This window comes from Janthinobacterium sp. PSRC1-1, assembly GCF_049897525.1.
GTDB classification, from domain to species: Bacteria; Pseudomonadota; Gammaproteobacteria; order Burkholderiales; family Burkholderiaceae_D; genus Janthinobacterium; species Janthinobacterium tructae.
Map to the genome: position 1 here is coordinate 273,138 of NZ_JAFCWK010000005.1, position 18,669 is coordinate 291,806.

At 62.1% G+C, this 18,669-nt stretch carries 17 protein-coding genes; 10 read left to right on the forward strand and 7 right to left on the reverse strand.

Features of this window, described 5'->3' with window-relative positions:
- The first annotated feature begins 22 nt into the window (after positions 1 to 22).
- Positions 23 to 505, forward strand: coding sequence for a GNAT family N-acetyltransferase (locus ACP7DW_RS13060; RefSeq protein ID WP_426055591.1), 483 nt, complete (start codon positions 23 to 25; stop codon positions 503 to 505).
- On the opposite strand, the gene ACP7DW_RS13065 is transcribed toward ACP7DW_RS13060, so the two are convergent.
- Positions 506 to 1,915 (reverse strand): FAD-binding oxidoreductase, encoded by a 1,410-nt coding sequence (locus ACP7DW_RS13065; RefSeq protein WP_426055590.1) that lies wholly within the window; start codon positions 1,913 to 1,915, stop codon positions 506 to 508.
- 188 nt (positions 1,916 to 2,103) lie between these two features.
- Here ACP7DW_RS13065 and ACP7DW_RS13070 point away from each other — a divergent pair, with 188 nt between their 5' ends.
- From ACP7DW_RS13070 to ACP7DW_RS13090, 5 genes are all read left to right on the forward strand, one after another.
- Positions 2,104 to 3,036 carry a ChaN family lipoprotein gene (locus ACP7DW_RS13070; protein ID WP_426055589.1) on the forward strand — a complete coding sequence of 311 codons (933 nt, stop codon included), beginning with the start codon at positions 2,104 to 2,106 and terminating at the stop codon, positions 3,034 to 3,036.
- Between the two features lie 105 nt (positions 3,037 to 3,141).
- Positions 3,142 to 3,897 (forward strand): tonB-system energizer ExbB, encoded by a 756-nt coding sequence (gene exbB / locus ACP7DW_RS13075; protein ID WP_426055588.1) that lies wholly within the window; start codon positions 3,142 to 3,144, stop codon positions 3,895 to 3,897.
- A 3-nt stretch (positions 3,898 to 3,900) separates the two neighbouring features.
- Entirely contained in the window at positions 3,901 to 4,329 is a 429-nt protein-coding gene (gene exbD, locus ACP7DW_RS13080; protein WP_426055587.1) for a TonB system transport protein ExbD, read from the forward strand.
- Positions 4,326 to 5,105, forward strand: coding sequence for a TonB family protein (locus ACP7DW_RS13085; RefSeq protein WP_426055586.1), 780 nt, complete (start codon positions 4,326 to 4,328; stop codon positions 5,103 to 5,105). The genes exbD and ACP7DW_RS13085 overlap by 4 nt, the downstream gene beginning before the upstream one ends.
- Before the next feature lie 32 nt (positions 5,106 to 5,137).
- On the forward strand, positions 5,138 to 7,396 hold the full coding sequence (locus tag ACP7DW_RS13090; RefSeq protein WP_426055585.1) for a TonB-dependent receptor domain-containing protein: 2,259 nt from the start codon (positions 5,138 to 5,140) through the stop codon (positions 7,394 to 7,396).
- A gap of 109 nt (positions 7,397 to 7,505) precedes the next feature.
- Here the strand turns inward: ACP7DW_RS13090 and ACP7DW_RS13095 are convergent, their stop codons facing one another.
- Positions 7,506 to 7,913: a PRC-barrel domain-containing protein gene (locus ACP7DW_RS13095; protein ID WP_071075939.1), complete on the reverse strand. Its 408-nt coding sequence runs from the start codon at positions 7,911 to 7,913 to the stop codon at positions 7,506 to 7,508.
- Between the two features lie 247 nt (positions 7,914 to 8,160).
- Between ACP7DW_RS13095 and ACP7DW_RS13100 the strand changes: the two genes are divergently transcribed.
- From ACP7DW_RS13100 to ftsB, 3 genes are all read left to right on the forward strand, one after another.
- A complete protein-coding gene (locus tag ACP7DW_RS13100; RefSeq protein WP_426055584.1) occupies positions 8,161 to 9,813 on the forward strand; it encodes a CTP synthase in 1,653 nt (550 codons plus the stop codon).
- 140 nt (positions 9,814 to 9,953) lie between these two features.
- The gene (gene eno / locus ACP7DW_RS13105; RefSeq protein WP_010400536.1) at positions 9,954 to 11,237 is read left to right on the forward strand and encodes a phosphopyruvate hydratase; all 1,284 of its coding nucleotides are present in this window, start codon (positions 9,954 to 9,956) and stop codon (positions 11,235 to 11,237) included.
- A 61-nt stretch (positions 11,238 to 11,298) separates the two neighbouring features.
- A complete protein-coding gene (ftsB, locus tag ACP7DW_RS13110) occupies positions 11,299 to 11,622 on the forward strand; it encodes a cell division protein FtsB (RefSeq protein WP_071075941.1) in 324 nt (107 codons plus the stop codon).
- Positions 11,623 to 11,914: 292 nt separating this feature from the next.
- On the opposite strand, the gene ACP7DW_RS13115 is transcribed toward ftsB, so the two are convergent.
- From ACP7DW_RS13115 to ACP7DW_RS13135, 5 genes are all read right to left on the reverse strand, one after another.
- The gene (locus ACP7DW_RS13115) at positions 11,915 to 12,196 is read right to left on the reverse strand and encodes a hypothetical protein (RefSeq protein WP_071075942.1); all 282 of its coding nucleotides are present in this window, start codon (positions 12,194 to 12,196) and stop codon (positions 11,915 to 11,917) included.
- Between the two features lie 152 nt (positions 12,197 to 12,348).
- Positions 12,349 to 13,467, reverse strand: coding sequence for a glycerophosphodiester phosphodiesterase (locus tag ACP7DW_RS13120; protein ID WP_426055765.1), 1,119 nt, complete (start codon positions 13,465 to 13,467; stop codon positions 12,349 to 12,351).
- A 23-nt stretch (positions 13,468 to 13,490) separates the two neighbouring features.
- The gene (locus ACP7DW_RS13125) at positions 13,491 to 15,893 is read right to left on the reverse strand and encodes a TonB-dependent receptor (RefSeq protein ID WP_426055583.1); all 2,403 of its coding nucleotides are present in this window, start codon (positions 15,891 to 15,893) and stop codon (positions 13,491 to 13,493) included.
- Positions 15,894 to 16,033: 140 nt separating this feature from the next.
- The gene (hslO, locus tag ACP7DW_RS13130; RefSeq protein ID WP_141170363.1) at positions 16,034 to 17,014 is read right to left on the reverse strand and encodes an Hsp33 family molecular chaperone HslO; all 981 of its coding nucleotides are present in this window, start codon (positions 17,012 to 17,014) and stop codon (positions 16,034 to 16,036) included.
- 4 nt (positions 17,015 to 17,018) lie between these two features.
- Positions 17,019 to 17,543 (reverse strand): gamma carbonic anhydrase family protein, encoded by a 525-nt coding sequence (locus tag ACP7DW_RS13135; protein ID WP_426055764.1) that lies wholly within the window; start codon positions 17,541 to 17,543, stop codon positions 17,019 to 17,021.
- 219 nt (positions 17,544 to 17,762) lie between these two features.
- Between ACP7DW_RS13135 and ACP7DW_RS13140 the strand changes: the two genes are divergently transcribed.
- The gene (locus ACP7DW_RS13140; RefSeq protein ID WP_426055582.1) at positions 17,763 to 18,638 is read left to right on the forward strand and encodes an alpha/beta fold hydrolase; all 876 of its coding nucleotides are present in this window, start codon (positions 17,763 to 17,765) and stop codon (positions 18,636 to 18,638) included.
- Positions 18,639 to 18,669 lie beyond the last annotated feature (31 nt).

Consider the following 18,669-nt stretch of genomic DNA (forward strand, 5'->3'; position numbering starts at 1 on the left):
GAGGAGGGCATGGCATTATTTGATGATGACAACCTTGCCCGAACCGACACTGCGTCCCGCCCTGGTCGCCGACGCGCCCGCCATCGTCGCCCTGATCGACGACCTGATGCCCTTTCTGACCCTGCACCCTGATGGCGCTGGGGCGGAAAAGTTCATCGAACATTGCCGCCAGCCGTCCATCGAAAACTATCTGTCGCTGCCCAATTACGCCTATCAGCTCGCGCATATCGATGGCGCACTGGCCGGCGTGGTGGCCATGCGCGACAACACGCATCTGTTCCACATGTTCGTGCCGCGCGCGCTGCACCGGCGCGGCATGGCGCGCCGTTTGTGGCAGGCGGCCCGCGATGCGTCGCTGGCCAGGGGGAATGTCACGGCGTTTACCGTCAACTCCTCGGCCTACGCCTTGCCCCTGTATGAAAGCCTGGGCTTTGTCGCCACGGGGCCGAAGGTGGAGACGGGCGGCATCGTGTTTGTGCCGATGCGCATGGAATGGACAGCCTGATTACCAGCGCACGATCTTCCCTGGATTCATGAGGTTCTTCGGATCGAGCGCGTGTTTCACGGCACGCATGGTGTCGATCGCGCCTGCACCATGTTCTTCCACCAGGAAAGCCATCTTGTGCATGCCCACGCCGTGCTCGCCCGTGCAGGTGCCGTCCATGCCGATGGCGCGCGTGACCATGTCGCTGTTGACCTTTTCGGCGCGCGCGATGTCGGCCGGGTCATCGGGATCGACCAGCATCTGCACGTGGAAGTTGCCGTCGCCCACGTGGCCGATGATGGCGTAGACCAGGCCCTGCGCCTCGCAATCGGCCTTGGTGGCGAGGATGCATTCGGCCAGGCGCGAAATCGGCACGCAGCAATCGGTGGAAATGGCGCGGCTGCCGGGACGCATCTGCAGCAGGGCGAAATACGCGTTGTGGCGCGCGGCCCACAGGCGCGAGCGCTCTTCCGGGCGGCTGGCCCATTCGAAATCGCTGGCGCCGTGTTCCGCCGTGATGGCTTGCACCAGCTGCGCCTGCTCGGCCACGCTGGCCGGCGTGCCGTGGAATTCAAACAGCAACAGCGGCTTTTGCGGCAGCGCCATCTTGTCGTAGGCGTTGATGGCTTTGACGCCGTTTTCATCGAGAAACTCGACCCGCGCCACAGGAATACCCATCTGGATGGTCTGGATCACGGCGCTGACGGCTTCGCCCGTGCCGGGGAACGAGCACACGGCAGCCGAGATCGCCTCCGGCAGCGGGTACAGTTTCACCGTCACTTCCGTGATGATGCCCAACGTTCCCTCGCTGCCGACGAACAGGCGCGTCAGGTCGTAGCCGGCCGAGGATTTTTTCGCCCTGGTCCCCGTCTTGATGATGCGGCCATCGGCCGTCACCACCGTCAGGGCCAGCACGTTTTCGCGCATGGTGCCGTAGCGCACGGCGTTCGTGCCCGAGGCGCGCGTGGCGGCCATGCCGCCCAGCGACGCATTGGCGCCCGGGTCGATGGGGAAAAACAGGCCCGTGTCGCGCAGCTCCTCGTTCAGTTGCTTGCGCGTCACGCCCGCCTGCACGGTGGCCGTCAAGTCTTCAGCATGCACGGCTACCATCTGGTTCATTTGCGACAGATCAATCGTCACGCCGCCATGCAGGGCCAGCACATGGCCTTCGAGCGAAGTGCCGCTGCCATAGGCGATGACGGGCACGTCGTGCGCGCTGCACAGCTTGACGGCGGCCGCCACTTCCTCGGTGGAATGGGCGAAGATGACGGCGTCGGGCAGCATGGGCGGATAGCTCGACTCGTCGCGGCCATGGTGAGCGCGCATGGCTTGCGTCATGGAAAAGCGGTCGGCAAAGATCAGGGAAAGTACGGCAGCAAGAGAGTCTGGCAGCGGTTGTTTCAGTACCGCCAACTGGTCAGTTTGATTCACGCGAGTCCTCCGTTTTTTTTATTCTACTCCGCGCCCGGGGATTTTACCGAAGCACCATATTGATTTTTTGCCAGTGGTAAAAAATCCGCAGGGTTTGCTGTGTACTGGTTGTAAATGAGAATCATTTCTATTAGAATGCCCGCCAGTAGTTATTTTGCAATGCGCGCTTCCACCCGAAAGGCCATGCCATGAAATTCCCCCTGTCCCTCGCCGCCGTCCTGCCCGCCTGCGTGCTGGCGCTGAGCGCCTGCAGCAGCGTCGTACCAGCCACTGCACCCGCCACTGGCACGGCCGCCGCCACGACCGCCGCGCCCGCTTCTGCGCAAGACGTGCGCCAACTGGGCGAGATCATCGACCTGCGCAGCGGCCAGCGCCTGAGCGCCGAGCAATTGCTGGCCCAGCTGGCCGCCGCCCCGCGCGTGATCGTCGGCGAACAGCATGACCAGCTCAGCCATCACCGGATCGAGCAATGGCTGCTGCAGCAATTGCAAGGCCAGCGCCCGCAAGGCAGCGTGCTGCTGGAAATGCTGAATCCGGACCAGCAAGCCAAGGTGGACAAGGTCAAGCCGTGGCTGCAGACGGACCCCGTCGTGCGTCCCGAACACGTGGCTGAACTGCTGGCCTGGCAACCGGGCTGGAAGTGGGCGCAATATGGCGACCTGGTCATGACCGTGATGCGCGCGCCATACCCGGTCTGGTCGGCCAACCTGGACCGCAGCGAGATCAAGCAACTGTTTGTCGACCAGCCGGCCGTGCAGGGCAAGCATTCGAACCTGGCCAACGATGGCAAGGTACATGACAAACTGAAAGATATCATCCGCGTCATGCACGACAACCAGATCGACGCGCCGCGCCTGGCCGCCATGCTGTCGGTGCAGCAGCAGCGCGACCGCCGCATGGCCGAGCGCCTGCTGGCCGCGCCCGCGCCGGCCGTGCTGATCGCCGGCGCCTACCATGCGCACAAGGACCTGGGCGTGCCGCTGCACGTGCAGGACTTGACGGGCGGCCCCGCACCGCTGGTGCTGGTGCTGGCGCAGCGCGGCGCCACGGTGCTGGCGCCGCAGGCGGATTTCGTCTGGTTCACGCCGGTGGCGGCACCCGTCGTCGCCAGCGCCAAGTAATTCCTTGTACTGCCGCCGGGCGTTCAGCCCGGCACTCTTCCCCAGCAAGCTTCTTCGCAGCAGCCAGGTAGTCCGTCCGATTTTTTCTTACCTGTTGAAGCTTCCATGCGTATTTCCTGTATCAAAGCCGCTGCCGGCGGCGTGTTTCTTTTCATCTTTCATTCCGGCGCGCAAGCGTCCGCGCTGCCGCACGACATGTCGCCGCTGGGCATGTTTTTCGCCGCCGACCAGGTCGTGAAAAGCGTGCTCATCGGCTTGCTGGTCGCCGCGCTGGCCACCTGGGTGGTCTTGCTGGTGAAGGGCGCCAGCTTGCTGACGGCCCGGCGCGCGGCGGCGCAAGCCGTCGCCATGCTGAAGTCGGCGACCTCGCTACCCGACGCGGCCGTCAAAGTGGAGGGCGCAGGCAGCACTTCGCTGGCGCAACGGTTGCTCGATGATGTGCAGCAGGAACTGAGCTTGTCGCACGCGAACGCACCGGCGGCGGCGTTGAAAGAGCGGGCCGGTTTCCGCCAGGAGCAGTTCATCGCGCACCAGGTGCGCGCCATGACGCAAGGCATTGGCCTGCTCGCCAGCATCGGCGCCGTGGCGCCCTTCGTCGGCCTGTTCGGCACCGTGTGGGGCATCATGAACAGTTTTATCGGCATCGCCGTCAGCCAGAGCACGAACCTGGCCACCGTCGCGCCCGGCATCGCGGAAGCCTTGCTGGCCACGGCCCTGGGCCTGGTGGCGGCGATTCCCGCCGTCGTCATCTATAACGTCTTGAGTCGTGGCATCAACCAGTACAAGGCGCAGTTGCGCGCCGCTTCCGCGCAAGTGCTGCTGATGCTGAGCCGCGACCTCGACACGCGCCAGCAGGCCTGACGCATGGCTTCCCTGTTTCCGTCACCGGACGACGACACGGCCGACATGCCGGAGCTCTGCGAGATCAATGTCACGCCCTTCATCGACGTGATGCTGGTGCTGTTGATCATTTTCATGGTGGTCTCGCCGCTGGCCACCGTCGACCTGAAGATCGACTTGCCGGCCGCCACGGCCCAGCCCGAGCCGCGCCCCGACAAGCCCCTGTTCGTTTCCCTGAAAGCCGACCATAGCCTGTACCTGGGCGAGGCGCCCGTGGCGCGCGAGCAACTGGGCCGCCTGCTCGATGCCGAGACGGGCGGCGACCGCCAGCGCACGCTGTTTTTCCAGGCCGACAAGCAAGCCGCGTATGAAGACGTGCTGGGCGTGATGGATGCCCTGCGCCAGGCCGGCTACCTGAGAGTGGGCCTGGTGGGCCGCGAGGGGGGCGGGTGAATCCGCGTCCGATATGGAGTTGGGGCATCGCCACGTCGCTGGTGGTGGCTACGGCGCTGGCCCTGCTGTTGTGGGCGGCCTGGCGGCCCGTCAGCGTGGCGCCCGCCAATCCGGCCGCCAGCGTGATGCTGGTGTTTGCCGCGCAGGCGATGTCGCCAGAGACTCAGGTGGCGCACGCCGTGGGCGCGCGCCAGTCGGCCGCCTCCAGCGCCGCCCGTCCGCCAAAGAGTGCAATCAGGCAAGAGGCGCTGCCCGTGCTGGCGCGTGCCGCCGCGCCGCAGATCGTCGCCGCGGAAAAAGAGGCGAAGGCAGAAACCGCTCCGTCGCCAGATCCCGGCAAGGATGCCGCCAAGGAAGCGTCATTGCCCGCGCAGGCCAGCAGCAGCGCCACACCGGCGCCAAGCCCCGTACGCGGTCCACAGGCGGCACCGTTCGACAGCGACATGCCATCGACCAGCGCGGCGCCGGCCAGCTGGCAAAGCCGCGTGCTTGGCCATCTGGCCCACTTCAAGCGCTATCCCGGTGATGCGCGCCAGCGCAAGCGGGCCGGCGCCGCCTGGGTGCGCTTCCAGGTGGACCGTGACGGGAAGCTGCTGGCCAGCGAACTGGTCACCTCGTCGGGCACGGTGCTGCTCGACCGCGAAGCCTTGCAAGTGCTTGAGCGCGCGCAACCGTTACCGGCGCCACCGGCCAGCTTATTGCGCCAGGGCTCGGTGACGGTGACCTTGCCCGTGTCGTTCAAGCTCGATGCCGGGAACGGTCACGGCGCCAGCTGAATTTTTTCAATCACATAACAAATCGAGGGTGTATGCATATCAAGACAATGACGCAGGCCGTGGGCGTTTGCCTGGCCTTGCTGGCGCAGCAGGCATGGGCGCAACCAGCGCAAGACAGTGGCAAGGTGGAATTGTCGCCGCTGAATGTATCGGGCGAGGCTGTTTCGGCCGAGCAGCAGGCGCTGGAAAAACCGGGCGCCGTCAGCGCGCGCGGACCGGACACGCGCTTGCAGAGCGTGGACCAGATCGTGCGCAGCATGCCGGGCACGTTTACCCAGATCGACCCGGCGCAGGGCGCCGTCAGCGTCAATATCCGCGGCCTGTCGGGCCTGGGCCGCGTGAACATGATGGTCGATGGCGTGAGCCAGAATTACTATGGCAGCGCGCCTTCGTCCGTCTCGCACGGCGGCGTGCCCAGTAGCCAGTTCGGCGCCCTGATCGACCCGAATTTCATCATCGGCGTGGATGTGTCGCGTGGCAATGTCGTCGGTGGCGACGGCGTCAATGCGCTGGCCGGCAGCAGCAACTTTCGCACCATCGGCGTCGATGACGTCGTCTTTGCCGGTGAAAAAACCGGGGCGCGCACGAAGATGTCAACCGGAAATAATGGCGTGGGACGCAGCGCCATGCTGGCCGTGGCCATGAAAAATCCGGCCTTCGATGGCGGCAGCGTGGGCTTCATGGCGGCCACCAGCGCGAGTGTGATCGGCAACAACTACAAGAATGCCAAGGGCGTCAACAGCGAGGAATTCGGTTTCGGCTACAACCGCTATTACAAGCAAAAGCCCAAGTCGCAACTGCTCAAGCTGGACCTCACATTGAGCGACTTCCACGCGCTGGAACTGTCGGCGCGCGATTACCGCAGCACCTTTACGCGCCGCGACATCCACAGCGATGACTACTACGTCAAATATCACTACACGCCGTTTTCGGAGTTGATCGACCTCAATGTAGTGGCCAGCAGCAGCCGCGGCAACCAGAAATACATGCCCGAGGCGCTGACCAATTTCATCAACACGAATGCGGCCAACCGCGCCGATGCCTTTGACATCAATAACACCAGCAGCTTCAGGCTGGCCGGCGGCGATGCGCTGGTGACCGTCGGCGGCAAGCTGATGCGCAATAAGTACAGCAAGCACGTGGAAAGCCTGGTCGATGACCCGGACAACCCGGACGCGAACCAGCAATCGATTGAAAACAATACGTTCGGCCCCGAGGGTGTGCAAAAGATCAGCAGCCTGTATGCGGGCCTGCAATACAACCGTGGGATTGTTCAGGTTAATGCGGGCCTCAACACCACGCACTTTGATTTGACCGGCTACAAGCCCGCTTGCGACGCGCGGGTGAAATGTTTCCCGCAAGGGGCGAGCAATATCGCCCTCAAAGAGCATGGCATCAATCCATCGCTGCTTGTTTCCGCGCAAGTGACGCCATGGTTCCAGCCGTTTGCCAGCGCCGAGCGCACCATGCGCGGGCCGAATCCGCAGGAAGTCTTCTTTTCCAACGATGGCGGCGCCTCGATGAATCCCTTCCTGAAGGGCGAGCGGGCCAGCACTTATCAGCTGGGCTTCAATTCCAGCCTGCATGGTTTGCTGAGCAAGAATGACGTGCTGAATTTCAAGGCCCTGTATTTCAAGAGCAAGATCGACGGCTACATCACCAGCCAGTCCTTCCTGGTGTGCGACAGCGGCCGCAAGTGCAATATCGCGGAAGTGCTCGCCAATGACTGGCAGAATGTGGATGAGTACGTGACGAATATGTATATCTACATCAACTCGGCCACGCCCGTGTACTCGCGCGGCTGGGAACTGGAAGCGCAATATCAGCTGGGACCGGCGTATGCGCGCCTGTCGTACACGCGCGAAACGACGCGCCAGCCGACCTCGATCGCCAGCGCCTGGTTCGGCGCGGCCGACATCAGCGAGCTGCCCAGCGTGTATTACAACCTCGATGTGGGCACGCGCCTGCTGGACAATAAACTGGAAGTTGGCGCCATCGTCAAGCACACGGGCTCGAACCGCCGCCTGTCGCCGGACAATGCAGCCGACGAAGCGACGGGCGAAGTGCTCAAGGCCGACAATCCGAAGATTCCGGCCGTGATCGATTTATATGCGAGCTGGCAGGTGTCAAAAAATCTGTTCCTGCGCCTGTCGGTGCAGAACGCCATGAACAAGGATTTTTCGGAAGCGCTGAACCGCTTGAACTCGATGCCGTCGCAGTCGCAGGACAACACGCCGCTGAGCACGGCGCGGGGCAGGACGTATGTGGCGGGGTTGGAGTTCCGCTTTTAGTTAAACCCCAGTGCAAATACTGGGGTCGTTTCCTTCGGAATCGGAATCCGGCCCATTGGGCCGGATTCCCCCTGCAGGGTACGACCCCAGCCTTCCGCTTAGGGGTTAATTAATACTCGCGCGGTGTCGTTCCATAATAGCTGTGGATGGACTGGGCCCACGTGGTATCGGCCATGTTCGGCCAGTTATCCGTGTCGAAGCCGGGCGCGTTTTCGATGCGCTCCTTGTCGACGTTGAGCGTGAAGCGCTTGTTGACGGTGTCGAGCAGCAGCGCTTCCCACGGCACGGCGAACAGCTTTTCGCCGATGGTGAAGACACCGCCGTGCGACATGACGGCGTAGGCGATCTTGCCGCTGCGCATGTCGATCATGATTTCCTTGATTTCGCCCAGGTGTTCATCCTTGGCGTTGTGCACATGGTCGCCGATCAGGGTGTCGGCACCCATCAGTTCAGGGCCGGGGCCTTTATGGCCGCGGTTGACATACATGCCGTAGGCGTCGCGTTCTTCGTAGCTCATGATAGACCTCCTGTTGAAAAATCCCAGTCTGCGGCCGGAGCGCGGCAGGGTCTGTTCGTTCTCCCACACAAAGTATGTAGTTAGAAATATTTTAATTATTACTATTGAGTAATTTTGTTGTGCGTAGACCGCAGGAGCGGGGGTGATCGTCGACATTTGGCGCAAATTTCCGCGCGTGGAGAGCGCCGCAGGCGGGCTTTAGTGTATAATTTCAATTTCCCGCACGTGCCGTTCGGCACCATCTGCAATGACCAAATTTGTCTTCGTCACTGGTGGCGTTGTGTCTTCCCTTGGTAAAGGGATTGCCGCCGCCTCCCTCGCCGCGATCCTCGAATCGCGCGGCCTTAAAGTCACCATGCTCAAGCTCGACCCGTATATCAACGTCGATCCTGGCACGATGAGCCCTATGCAACACGGTGAAGTATTCGTCACCGACGACGGGGCCGAAACCGACCTCGACCTCGGTCACTACGAGCGCTTCATCTCCACCCGCATGAAAAAGGTGAATAACTTCACCACTGGCCAGATCTATGAATCGGTGATCCGCAAGGAACGCCGGGGCGAATATCTGGGCAAGACCGTGCAGGTGATTCCGCATATCACCAATGAAATCCAGGATTACATCCGCCGTGGCGCCGAAGGCTACGACGTGGCCCTGTGCGAAATCGGCGGCACCGTCGGCGATATCGAATCGCTGCCCTTCCTGGAAGCGGCGCGTCAGCTGAGCCTGCGCGCCGGCCGCAAGAACACGGCCTTCGTCCACCTGACCCTGGTGCCTTACATCGCCTCGGCCGGTGAACTGAAGACCAAGCCGACGCAGCACTCGGTGCAAAAGCTGCGCGAAATCGGCATCATGCCGAACGCGCTGCTGTGCCGCGCCGACCGCGCCATCCCGGAAGACGAGCGCGCGAAAATCTCGCTGTTCTCGAATATCGAAGAGCATGCCGTCATTTCCGTGTGGGACGTCGACACCATCTACAAAGTGCCGCAAATGCTGCACGACCAGGGCCTCGACAAGATCATCTGCGAAGCGCTGGACCTCGATCCGGCACCGGCCGACCTGTCGATCTGGAGCAAGCTGATCTACACGATGGAGCACCCGAAGGCGGAAGTGACCGTCGGCATGGTCGGCAAGTATGTCGAGCTGACCGAGTCGTACAAGTCGCTGATCGAAGCGTTGCGCCACGCCGGCATCCACACGGAAAGCCGCGTCAACATCGAGTACATCGATTCGGAAGAAATCGAAACGACCGGTTGCGAGAACCTGGCCAAGTACGATGCCATCCTGGTACCGGGCGGCTTCGGCAAGCGCGGCGTGGAAGGCAAGATCAAGGCGGCCCAGTTCGCCCGTGAACACAAGATCCCTTACCTGGGCATCTGCCTGGGCATGCAAGTGGCCCTGATCGAATACGCGCGCAACAAGGCAGGCATGCCGAACGCGAATTCGACCGAGTTCGACCTTGATACGGATCAACCTGTCGTTGCACTGATCAATGAGTGGCAAAACCACGATGGTAAAGTCGAGTTGCGCGATGAAAACTCGGACCTGGGCGGTACCATGCGCCTGGGCGCGCAGACCTGCGCCGTCAATCCGGGCACCCTGGCTGCCGAGATCTACGGCAGCGTGGTGACCGAGCGTCACCGTCATCGCTACGAAGCCAACAATCATTACCTGGCCCGTGTCGAAGCGGCTGGCATGATCGTCTCGGCCCGCACGCCGAGCGAAGATTTGTGCGAAATCATGGAATTGCCACGCACGGGTGAAAATGCCCACCCATGGTATATGGGCGTGCAATACCATCCCGAGTTCAAGTCGACGCCACGCACTGGCCATCCGTTGTTTACCTCGTTCATCAAGGCAGCGCTGGCGCACAAGGAAGCCAACGCCGCCGCGCAATAACGCGGTCGATTGCGACAGTATTACCCGTAAGACAGCTCCCGGCCAGATGGTTCCCGCCGGGAGTTTCTTTGCCCCCTTTGTGCAATTGCGCATCAGAACGCAGTGTGCAGCCCCTGTTACGCTTAACTTTGGAGAATGACATGAGTGCTATTGTTGATATTATCGGTCGCGAAATCCTGGACTCGCGCGGTAACCCGACCGTCGAATGCGATGTGTTGCTGGAATCGGGCGTGATGGGCCGTGCGGCCGTACCGTCGGGTGCCTCGACCGGTTCGCGCGAAGCCGTGGAATTGCGCGATGGCGACGCCAAGCGCTACTTCGGCAAGGGCGTGCTGCAAGCATGCGAAAACATCAACACCGAAATCTCCGAAGCCATCATGGGCCTGGACGCCAATGAACAGGCTTTCCTGGACCGTACCCTGATCGACCTGGACGGCACGGAAAACAAATCGCGCCTGGGCGCCAACGCCATCCTGGCCGTCTCCATGGCTGTCGCCAAGGCTGCCGCCGAAGAAGCGGGCTTGCCGCTGTACCGCTATTTCGGCGGTTCGGGCGCCATGCAGATGCCAGTGCCGATGATGAACGTCATCAACGGCGGCGCACACGCCGACAACAACCTGGACATCCAGGAATTCATGATCATTCCCGTGGGCGCCCCGTCGTTCAAGGAAGCCGTCCGCTACGGCGCGGAAGTGTTCCACACGCTGAAAAAGATCCTGCACAAGAAGGGCCTGAACACCAACGTGGGTGACGAAGGCGGTTTCGCGCCATCGCTGGCCAACCATGAAGAAGCCATCAAGCTGATCATCCAGGCCATCGAAGAAGCGGGTTACGAGCCAGGCACGCAGATCGCCATCGGCCTCGATTGCGCCGCGTCCGAGTTCTACAAGAACGGCAAGTACGAAATGGCGGGCGAAGGCCTGAGCCTGACGGCCACCGAGTTCACCAACCTGCTGGCGACCTGGTGCGACAAGTACCCGATCATCTCGATCGAAGACGCGATGCACGAAGGCGACTGGGACGGCTGGGCGATTCTGACGGCGGAACTGGGCAAGAAAGTGCAACTGGTCGGCGACGATCTGTATGTCACCAACACCAAGATCCTGAAAGAAGGCATTTCGAAAGGCATCGCCAACTCGATCCTGATCAAGATCAACCAGATCGGCACCCTGACGGAAACCTTCGCCGCCATTGAAATGGCCAAGCGCGCCGGCTACACGGCCGTCATTTCGCACCGCTCGGGCGAAACGGAAGACTCGACCATCGCCGATATCGCCGTTGCCACCAACGCCCTGCAGATCAAGACCGGCTCGATGTCGCGTTCGGACCGCATGGCCAAGTACAACCAGCTGCTGCGTATCGAGGAAGACCTGGGCGACATCGCCAGCTACCCTGGCCGCGATGCGTTCTATAATCTGAAGTAAGCTGATGTAAAACCCACTGGCCGGCCGGAGATATCCGGCCGGTTTGTTAACTGAATGTCCCATGCGCCTCATTACGCTCGCCCTGGCAGCCCTGCTGCTGCTGATCCAATTTCCCCTCTGGCTGGGTAAAGGCGGCTGGCTGCGTGTTGCCGACATGGAAGCCCAAGTGGCGCTGGCCAACAAGAAGAATGTGGAATTGAAGGCGAGAAACGCCAAGCTCGAATCCGAAGTGCGCGACCTGAAAGATGGTACCGGCGCCGTCGAGGAGCGTGCCCGCTATGAGCTGGGCATGGTCAAACAGAATGAGATTTTCGTGCAGATCGTGCGCAAGGGCCAGACCCCGCCACTGCTGGAAACACCGGTGGACGCTGCTGCGCCCCATTAAGATAGTACGACTTCCCGCTTGCCAGCCTGGACCGATTGCCAGGCTGACCCGTCACATTGCTACCCTGTATTTGCTACTCTGCACTGCTGCACGCGATTGCCTTGCTGCTGGCTTCTTGCTGATCAGAAACGCGCCTTGCCGGTCGAGATCAGGTAAAAATGGATGCTGGTCACCACGATGGCCACGCTCACCAGTACGGTTTCGAGAAATATCATATAAAAATCCTTGTCAGTATGTAGTGGGCTTAAAAAACGTCCAGGGCGAGGCGCAGGCAATGCCGCCCTGGGCTTTTTTATCCGCGCGACGCCAGGAAACGCAGTTCCGAGGCCAGATTCGGCATCAGGTGCTCATAACGGGCCGCTTCCGAGTTCAGCAGGGCGATGTCGCGCTTGCTTGGGCGCACATAGCGCTGTTCTTCGGCGCTGCTGGTGTTCGTGGCGATGACTTCCTTCTGTGCCAGTTCGCTGTACGGCTTGGAAGCGAGCAGGGCACCCAGAAAGGCGCGCGTGGCGCGGCCCAGGTTGCTGAAGTAGTTATCGTTGTCGTTGCTGTAGGTGTTGGTAAAAGTGGACATATGCCCTCCATGAATGGTCTGTTGTTGCATTGCACAATAATGGAGTTGGCGATATGCGTCCAATTTCAAATTCCAATTTCAGAAATTCAAGAAACGAATAATAAGGGCGTAGCTGCCGGCCACGCCCTGAAATTAAAATTGTTACGAAATGTTTATCCGGCGGCGATGCGTCCCAGGCCCGGATCGTCGCTGAAAAAGCCGTCCAGTCCCGTTTCGATATAGCGCCGCATTTCCGCCACGGATCCCGCTTCGTTGCGCGCATTGTCTCCATTGCCATCGCGGAAGTCGGCCGCCAGGAAACGGTTTTCCGGGCGGAAGGTCCACGTGTGCAGCAGCAAGCCCGCCTGGTGCGCATCGTCGACGATGGTCGTGGGCGCAGCCAGGCGCTGATCGGCGCCCAGCGCGATGACGCCCCGTGTGGGCGGCGCCACCACGTCCGCATAGGCGGCGATGTCGCGCAAGCCGGCCGGCGTGATCATCTGCCCGAAGGTCAGCTTGCCACCGGCCCTGGCCACGTCCATCGGGCGGATATCGCCGCCCACCACCAGTTGCATCAGGCGCACGTTGGCGCGCCGCCCCAGCTTCTCGCGCAGGTACTTCAGATTGGCCACTTCGAAGGACTGGATTTCGATCGGCGCGCGGCGCGTGTATTCGTGCGCCAGCATGGTCGACAGGAAACGGTCTTCCAGCGCCAGGCCCGCATCGCGGAAATACGTCGAGCTTTTCAGCTCGGGCACGAGGCCGATGACGCGTCCGCTGGCGGCAGATTGCGCTGCAACAAAATCGATGATTTCTTCCCAGGTGGGGATCTGGAATTGGCCATCGTACAAGGTGTTGCCGGTGCGTACTTTCGGCAGCCGTTCGATGGCGCGCAGGGTTTTCAGTTCCGCCAGGGTGAAGTCGTCGACGAACCAGCCTTCGTGCCATTCGCCGTCGACCAGCTTCTTGCCGCGCCGGCTGGAAAACTCGGGACGGCGCGCCACGTCGGTGGTGTCGACCAGATTGCTTTCGTGGCGCGCCACGAGGATGCCGTCGCGCGTGGCGACCAGGTCGGGCTCGACGTAATCGGCGCCATCAAGGATGGCCTTGGCGTACGACGCCAGCGTATGCTCGGGGCGCAGGGCGCTGGCGCCGCGGTGGGCGAACACCAGCGGACGCGCGGGAGGCGGGGCCAGCAGGCCGGCGGCAAAGCCGGGGGCGGCGGCCAGGGCCAGGCCACCCACGGCCGCCTGGACGAAGTTGCGGCGCGAAAAGTGCCGTTGCGGCAGCACAGGGGCGAGATGCGGCGTGCGCATCAGAAATCCGCCGTCAGGGTCAAAAAGCCCTGGCGCGGGGCGATCGGGAAGGTGTTGTACGTCTTGTCGGCCGCGCCCACCACCACGTTCAGCGAACCTTCGCGGTTGGCCAGGTTGCTGACGTTCACACGCCAGCGCGGGTTTTTCAGCCAGCTGGCCATGGCCGGCAGCTTGCCCGACACGCCCAGGCCCATCAGGAAATAGCTGGGCACGGACAAATCGTTGGTGTACGTCGCGTAGCGCTTGCCCACATAGTCACCCGTCAGTTGCACTTCGATATCGCCAAACGTAGCCGAAGCCACGAACTTGTTCAGCCATTCCGGCGAGCCCGGCACGTTCTTGCCGGCCGTCAATACCAGCGCGGCGCCATTGTTGTAGTTGTCCGCGTACTGCGAGCGGTTGTACGACAGGGCATTGTAGAACGAAAAATTATTGCCGAAGTGAACGGTGCCGGCGATGTCGATGCCGTCCGTGCGCACGCTGCCCACGTTGGCCAGCACGGGGTTGCCGCCGATGATGGAGGAAATCACGGGCGTCGGGCTGATCTGCAGCAAACGGTTGCTGAAATCGACGTGGTAGACGTTGACCTGGCCATCGATGGCCGTGATGGCGCCCAAGTGCAACGGGTGGCTACCGCGCACGCCCACTTCATAGGTGAGCGCCGTTTCCGGCTTGGCGTCGCGCTTGAACAAATCAAACGCGGCCTGGCTCGACAAGCTCCAGGGCGAGGCGCCGCCGCCGCCGTAGGTGACGAACTGGCGCATGTTTTTCTGGATATTGAAGTACAGCTGGTCTTGCGGCGTGAAGTCCCAGCGCGCGCCCACTTGCGGCAGGAACCATTTTTTCGTGTTGATGGTGCCGACCGGCAAGGCCGTCGAGCCGCCGGAAATGGCGCCCTTGGCCGGCTGTACGGGGAATTGGCCATCGGCAAACTGCAGGCTGGACTTGAAACCGGCCTGCAGGGCGACGTCGGGGTGGATGCGCCATTCATCCTGCAAGTGCAGCTGCACCACCTTGTTGTCGATCTCGCTGCCGTACTGCGTGATCAATGGATTGCTGGGGCGGTCATACGGCGAAGTCGGGTTGTTGACGTTCAGCGCATACCAGCGGCGGTAGGCGGACGAGCGGTTCTGTTCCAGCCACAGGCCCGCTTCCAGCTGGTGATGGCCGATTTCCTTGCGCAGGGTGGAGATGAAGCCGCCGCGCTTGATGTCGTATTCCGTCGTGCGGACGGCATAGCCCGAGTTGCCGAACACCTGTTTCAGGTTCTGTTTCGGGTAGTACACGCTGAACAGGCCAGGCAAGCCGGCCACGCCGATGGGGCCGGCTACCACGCCCGCGCCGTCATCCTTGTGGTAATACACCTGGTTGGACCAGGTCATGCCTTCGGATAAATTGGCGTCGAACTTGGCGTAGGCCAGGTAATCGGTGCGCTGCGCATCGCTGTAGTAATTGCGGTAATTGTTGCCGTCCGCGGCCGGCGTGGCGCCCGTCGGCGACAGGTAATTCAAGGCCGCCTTGAAGTCCGGGTACAGGAAGGGGCGCGTGTACGGGGCGCTCGTCTCGCCCTTCACGTGCACGGTGCTGTCTTCGTTCGGCTCGATCTTGTCCGAGTAATTGAAGAACAGGGTCAGCTTGCCCGCCTCGCTGCGGTTGACGTATTTGGCATTGAACTGGTCGCCGCCCTGGCGCGCATCGAAGTCCCAGGCGCGCGCTTCGTGGTGCAGGATGGAAAAGTAGGCGCTGCTGCCGTCGCCGAAGGCGCCCGTGTCATAGCGTGCAAAGGTGCGCGAGGTGCGGTGGCTGCCCACCGTTTGCTGCACGCTGGCGCCTTGCGTGGCCAGCGGGTCGCTGGAATAGGTTTCGATGGTGCCGCCCAGGTTGCTGGTCGAGGCCGTCGCCAGGTCGCCCGCGCCCGAGGACAGCACGACGCTGCGCACGTTTTCGCTGATCACGGCGCGCTGCGGCGACAGGCCGTTGTAGTTGCCGTACTGCTGGTCACCGAGCGGCACGCCATCCATGGTGTAGCCGAGTTGTTGGCCGGAAAAGCCATGCACGAACAGCGACAAGTTCTGCTCGTTGTTGCCCCATGGATCGGCCGTCTGGAAGCTGACGCCAGGCAAGGTTTGCAAGGCTTTCAGCGGATTCGTACCGGGCAGGATTTTCTGGATTTCATTCTTGCTCAGGGCGACCGAAGAGCGCGTCTTGCGCGAGGAAATCTCCACCGTGGCCATCGGTGCATTGTCGTCAACGGGCGCGGCCATCTCGGTGGCGGCGGACGCCACGGCGGCGGCCACGGCCGTTTGCGCCAGGGCCGGCAGGGAGAGGCCTGCGGCGCAGGCGCCCAGCAAAACATGAAAGGAATGGCGGCGCAGGGCCAGCGTCAAGTGGGTGGTCATCATCAGCCTGTGGAAAGTAGTGTGGGTAATACAAGCTGCGCAGCGTAACGGCGGCGCGTGACGGGCTGATGACGGACTGATGACGGAACGATGACAGTGGAAACAATGGCGCCGCCTGAGGGGCGGCGCGGAGGGAATTACAATTAGTTAATGCTGGCGGCTGGCGGAATCAGTACTTCGGCCGGCGCATCCGTGATGAACAGCTGCGCGCAATCGACCTTGTCGAAGGTATAGTGCTGGCCGCAGAAATCGCAGTTCACGCCCACTTGTCCCACTTCGTCCAGAGTGCCGTTGACTTCTTCCTCGCCCAGCATCTTGAGCATATTGCCCACTTTTTCGCGCGTGCAGCTGCAATGGAAGCTCGGGTGCAGCGGCTCGAAGACGCGGATGGTTTCTTCCCAGAACAGGCGCTGCATCAGGGTCTCGATGTCGGTGGCAAGGATTTCTTCCTCTTTCAGGGTCGACGCCAGCATCACGGCGCGGTGCCATGTGTCCAGCGCAACTTCTTCCGAGACGGGCGTCGCTTCGGCCTTGCCGCCATGGTGGGGCAGCTTTTGCAGCAGCAGGCCGCGCGAGACGCTGTCGTCCGTGGCCAGCCACAGGCGCGTGTCGAGCTGTTCCGAACGCAACATGTAGTTTTCGATCACGGTCGCCATGTCGTCGCCGTCCAGCGGCACGATGCCCTGGTACGGCTGCTGGCCCGGCACCTTGTCGGCCGGGTCCAGGGTGATGATGAAGCGGCCCTTGCCCGTGGCGTTGAGCAACTGCGGCACGGTGGCGACGTCGGGGATGGTGGCGTCCGGGTCCAGCTTGGCCGTGGCGCGCAGGCGCAGGTCGGAGTCGCACTCGACGACCATCAGGCGCACGGGACCGTCACCGTGGATTTGCATGATGATGGAGCCGTTGAATTTCAGGTTGGCCGACAGCAGGGCGGCGGCGGCCACCATTTCGCCCAGCACTTTTTTCACGGCCGTCGGATAGGCGTGGCGCGATACCACTTCCTGCCAGGTGTGGGAAACGTCGATGAACTGGCCGCGCACGGCGGCGTTGTCGAAAATAAATTTTTGCAGGGTATCCTGGCCGCTAACGGCTGCGCTGACTGCGCCGGTGGTTTCAGTCGTCATTCTTTTATCCAATCTTCTTGAGTTGCGTATTAAATAGCTGGCCGCGTTGCACATAGTTCACGGCGTTGCCTTGTAGCTTGGTGATATCGTCTGCCGTCAGGGGCCGCACGGCTTTTGCCGGCGAGCCGATGATCAGCATATTGTCGGGAAATTCCTTGCCTTCCGTGACCAGGGCGCCCGCGCCGACCAGGCACCCTTTGCCGATCTTCGCGCCGTTCAGGATCACGGCCTGGATGCCGATCAGGGCGCCATCGCCAATCGTGCACCCATGCAACATGGCCTGGTGGCCGATGGTCACGTCCTGGCCGATGTCCAGCGGGTAGCCCGGGTCCGTGTGCAGTACGGCGCCTTCCTGCACATTGCTGTTGGCGCCCACGGTGATGCGTTCATTGTCGCCGCGAAGCGTCGCGCCGAACCATACGGAGGTGTTCGCTTCCAGGGTCACCTTGCCGATCACGTTGGCCGTGTCGGCAACAAAAGCGGAAGCGTCAATCTGTGGCGCATCGGCGCCCAATTGGTAGAGTGTCATCATTAGCCTGTGGCGGTGGTGGAAGCGCCGGGCTGGGCCGGACGCTGAAGTTTTACTGTGTTGTGTACGCTATTTTACGCTGTTGCAGGACAAGTCCTGGCGCCCGGCGCTAATCCGGTATAATAATAGAACGGTCGTACTTTTATGCGCACCCTATCTACAGACACAGCATGTGGCGCCATCCGCGCCACTTTCAAGGCAGGCAATCAGATGAAACCCATGAAACTTTCCCGTTCCGAATTCATCAACATCCGCGGCGCCCGCACGCATGTGCGCCACTGGGGCCGCAAAGGCGCGCCCATCCTGTTCATGGTGCACGGCTGGATGGACGTGGCCGCCTCGTTCCAGTTCGTCGTCGACGAGCTTGCCGGCGACTGGCACGTGATCGCGCCCGACTGGCGCGGCTTTGGCCTGAGCGATTACACGCAATCGGACACTTACTGGTTCCCCGACTACCTGGCCGACCTGGACGCCATGCTGGCGCACTATTCGCCGGATGCCCCCGTCAATCTGCTCGGTCACAGCATGGGCGCCAATGTGGCCGGCCTGTACGCGGGCGTGCGGCCCGAGCGCATCAGCCGTTTCATCAACCTGGAAGGCTTCGGCATGATGGCGACCAAGCCGGAGCAGGCGCCGGGCCGCTACGCCAAGTGGCTAGCTGAATTGCGCGAGCCGCCCGCGATGCGCAGCTATCCGAGCCAGCAGGCCGTGGCCGAGCGCCTGCAAAAGACCAATCCGCGCCTGCCCGACGCGCGCGCCGCCTTCCTGGCCGAGCACTGGTCGGCGCAGAATGAGGCGGGCGAGTGGGACATCCTGGGCGACCCGCAGCACAAGCGGGTCAATCCCATCCTGTACCAGGTGGAAGAAGTGATGGCGTGCTGGCGCCGCATCACGGCGCCGGTGCTGTGGGTGGAAGCCGATGAGACGAATATGTGGCAATGGATGGGGCCGAAGGAAGAGGCGCGCATCGAAATCGACCGGCGTTTGGCCTGCATCAAGGATGTGCGCTGCGAGATGATGGCCGACGCGGGCCACATGCTGCACCATGACCAGCCGGCGGAGCTGGCGCGCCTGGTGGAAGCCTTTTTGGCCTGATGTGTGTCGGGAACGCTGCAGCGCGATTGGC

Coding starts and splice junctions, on each gene's coding strand:
- ACP7DW_RS13060 (WP_426055591.1), top strand. CDS start 23: ATGATGACAACCTTGCCCGAACCGACACTGCGTCCCGCCCTGGTCGCC.
- ACP7DW_RS13070 (WP_426055589.1), top strand. CDS start 2,104: ATGAAATTCCCCCTGTCCCTCGCCGCCGTCCTGCCCGCCTGCGTGCTG.
- exbB (WP_426055588.1), top strand. CDS start 3,142: ATGCGTATTTCCTGTATCAAAGCCGCTGCCGGCGGCGTGTTTCTTTTC.
- exbD (WP_426055587.1), top strand. CDS start 3,901: ATGGCTTCCCTGTTTCCGTCACCGGACGACGACACGGCCGACATGCCG.
- ACP7DW_RS13090 (WP_426055585.1), top strand. CDS start 5,138: ATGCATATCAAGACAATGACGCAGGCCGTGGGCGTTTGCCTGGCCTTG.
- ACP7DW_RS13095 (WP_071075939.1), bottom strand. CDS start 7,913: ATGAGCTACGAAGAACGCGACGCCTACGGCATGTATGTCAACCGCGGC.
- ACP7DW_RS13100 (WP_426055584.1), top strand. CDS start 8,161: ATGACCAAATTTGTCTTCGTCACTGGTGGCGTTGTGTCTTCCCTTGGT.
- eno (WP_010400536.1), top strand. CDS start 9,954: ATGAGTGCTATTGTTGATATTATCGGTCGCGAAATCCTGGACTCGCGC.
- ftsB (WP_071075941.1), top strand. CDS start 11,299: ATGCGCCTCATTACGCTCGCCCTGGCAGCCCTGCTGCTGCTGATCCAA.
- ACP7DW_RS13115 (WP_071075942.1), bottom strand. CDS start 12,196: ATGTCCACTTTTACCAACACCTACAGCAACGACAACGATAACTACTTC.
- ACP7DW_RS13125 (WP_426055583.1), bottom strand. CDS start 15,893: ATGATGACCACCCACTTGACGCTGGCCCTGCGCCGCCATTCCTTTCAT.
- hslO (WP_141170363.1), bottom strand. CDS start 17,014: ATGACGACTGAAACCACCGGCGCAGTCAGCGCAGCCGTTAGCGGCCAG.
- ACP7DW_RS13135 (WP_426055764.1), bottom strand. CDS start 17,543: ATGACACTCTACCAATTGGGCGCCGATGCGCCACAGATTGACGCTTCC.
- ACP7DW_RS13140 (WP_426055582.1), top strand. CDS start 17,763: ATGAAACTTTCCCGTTCCGAATTCATCAACATCCGCGGCGCCCGCACG.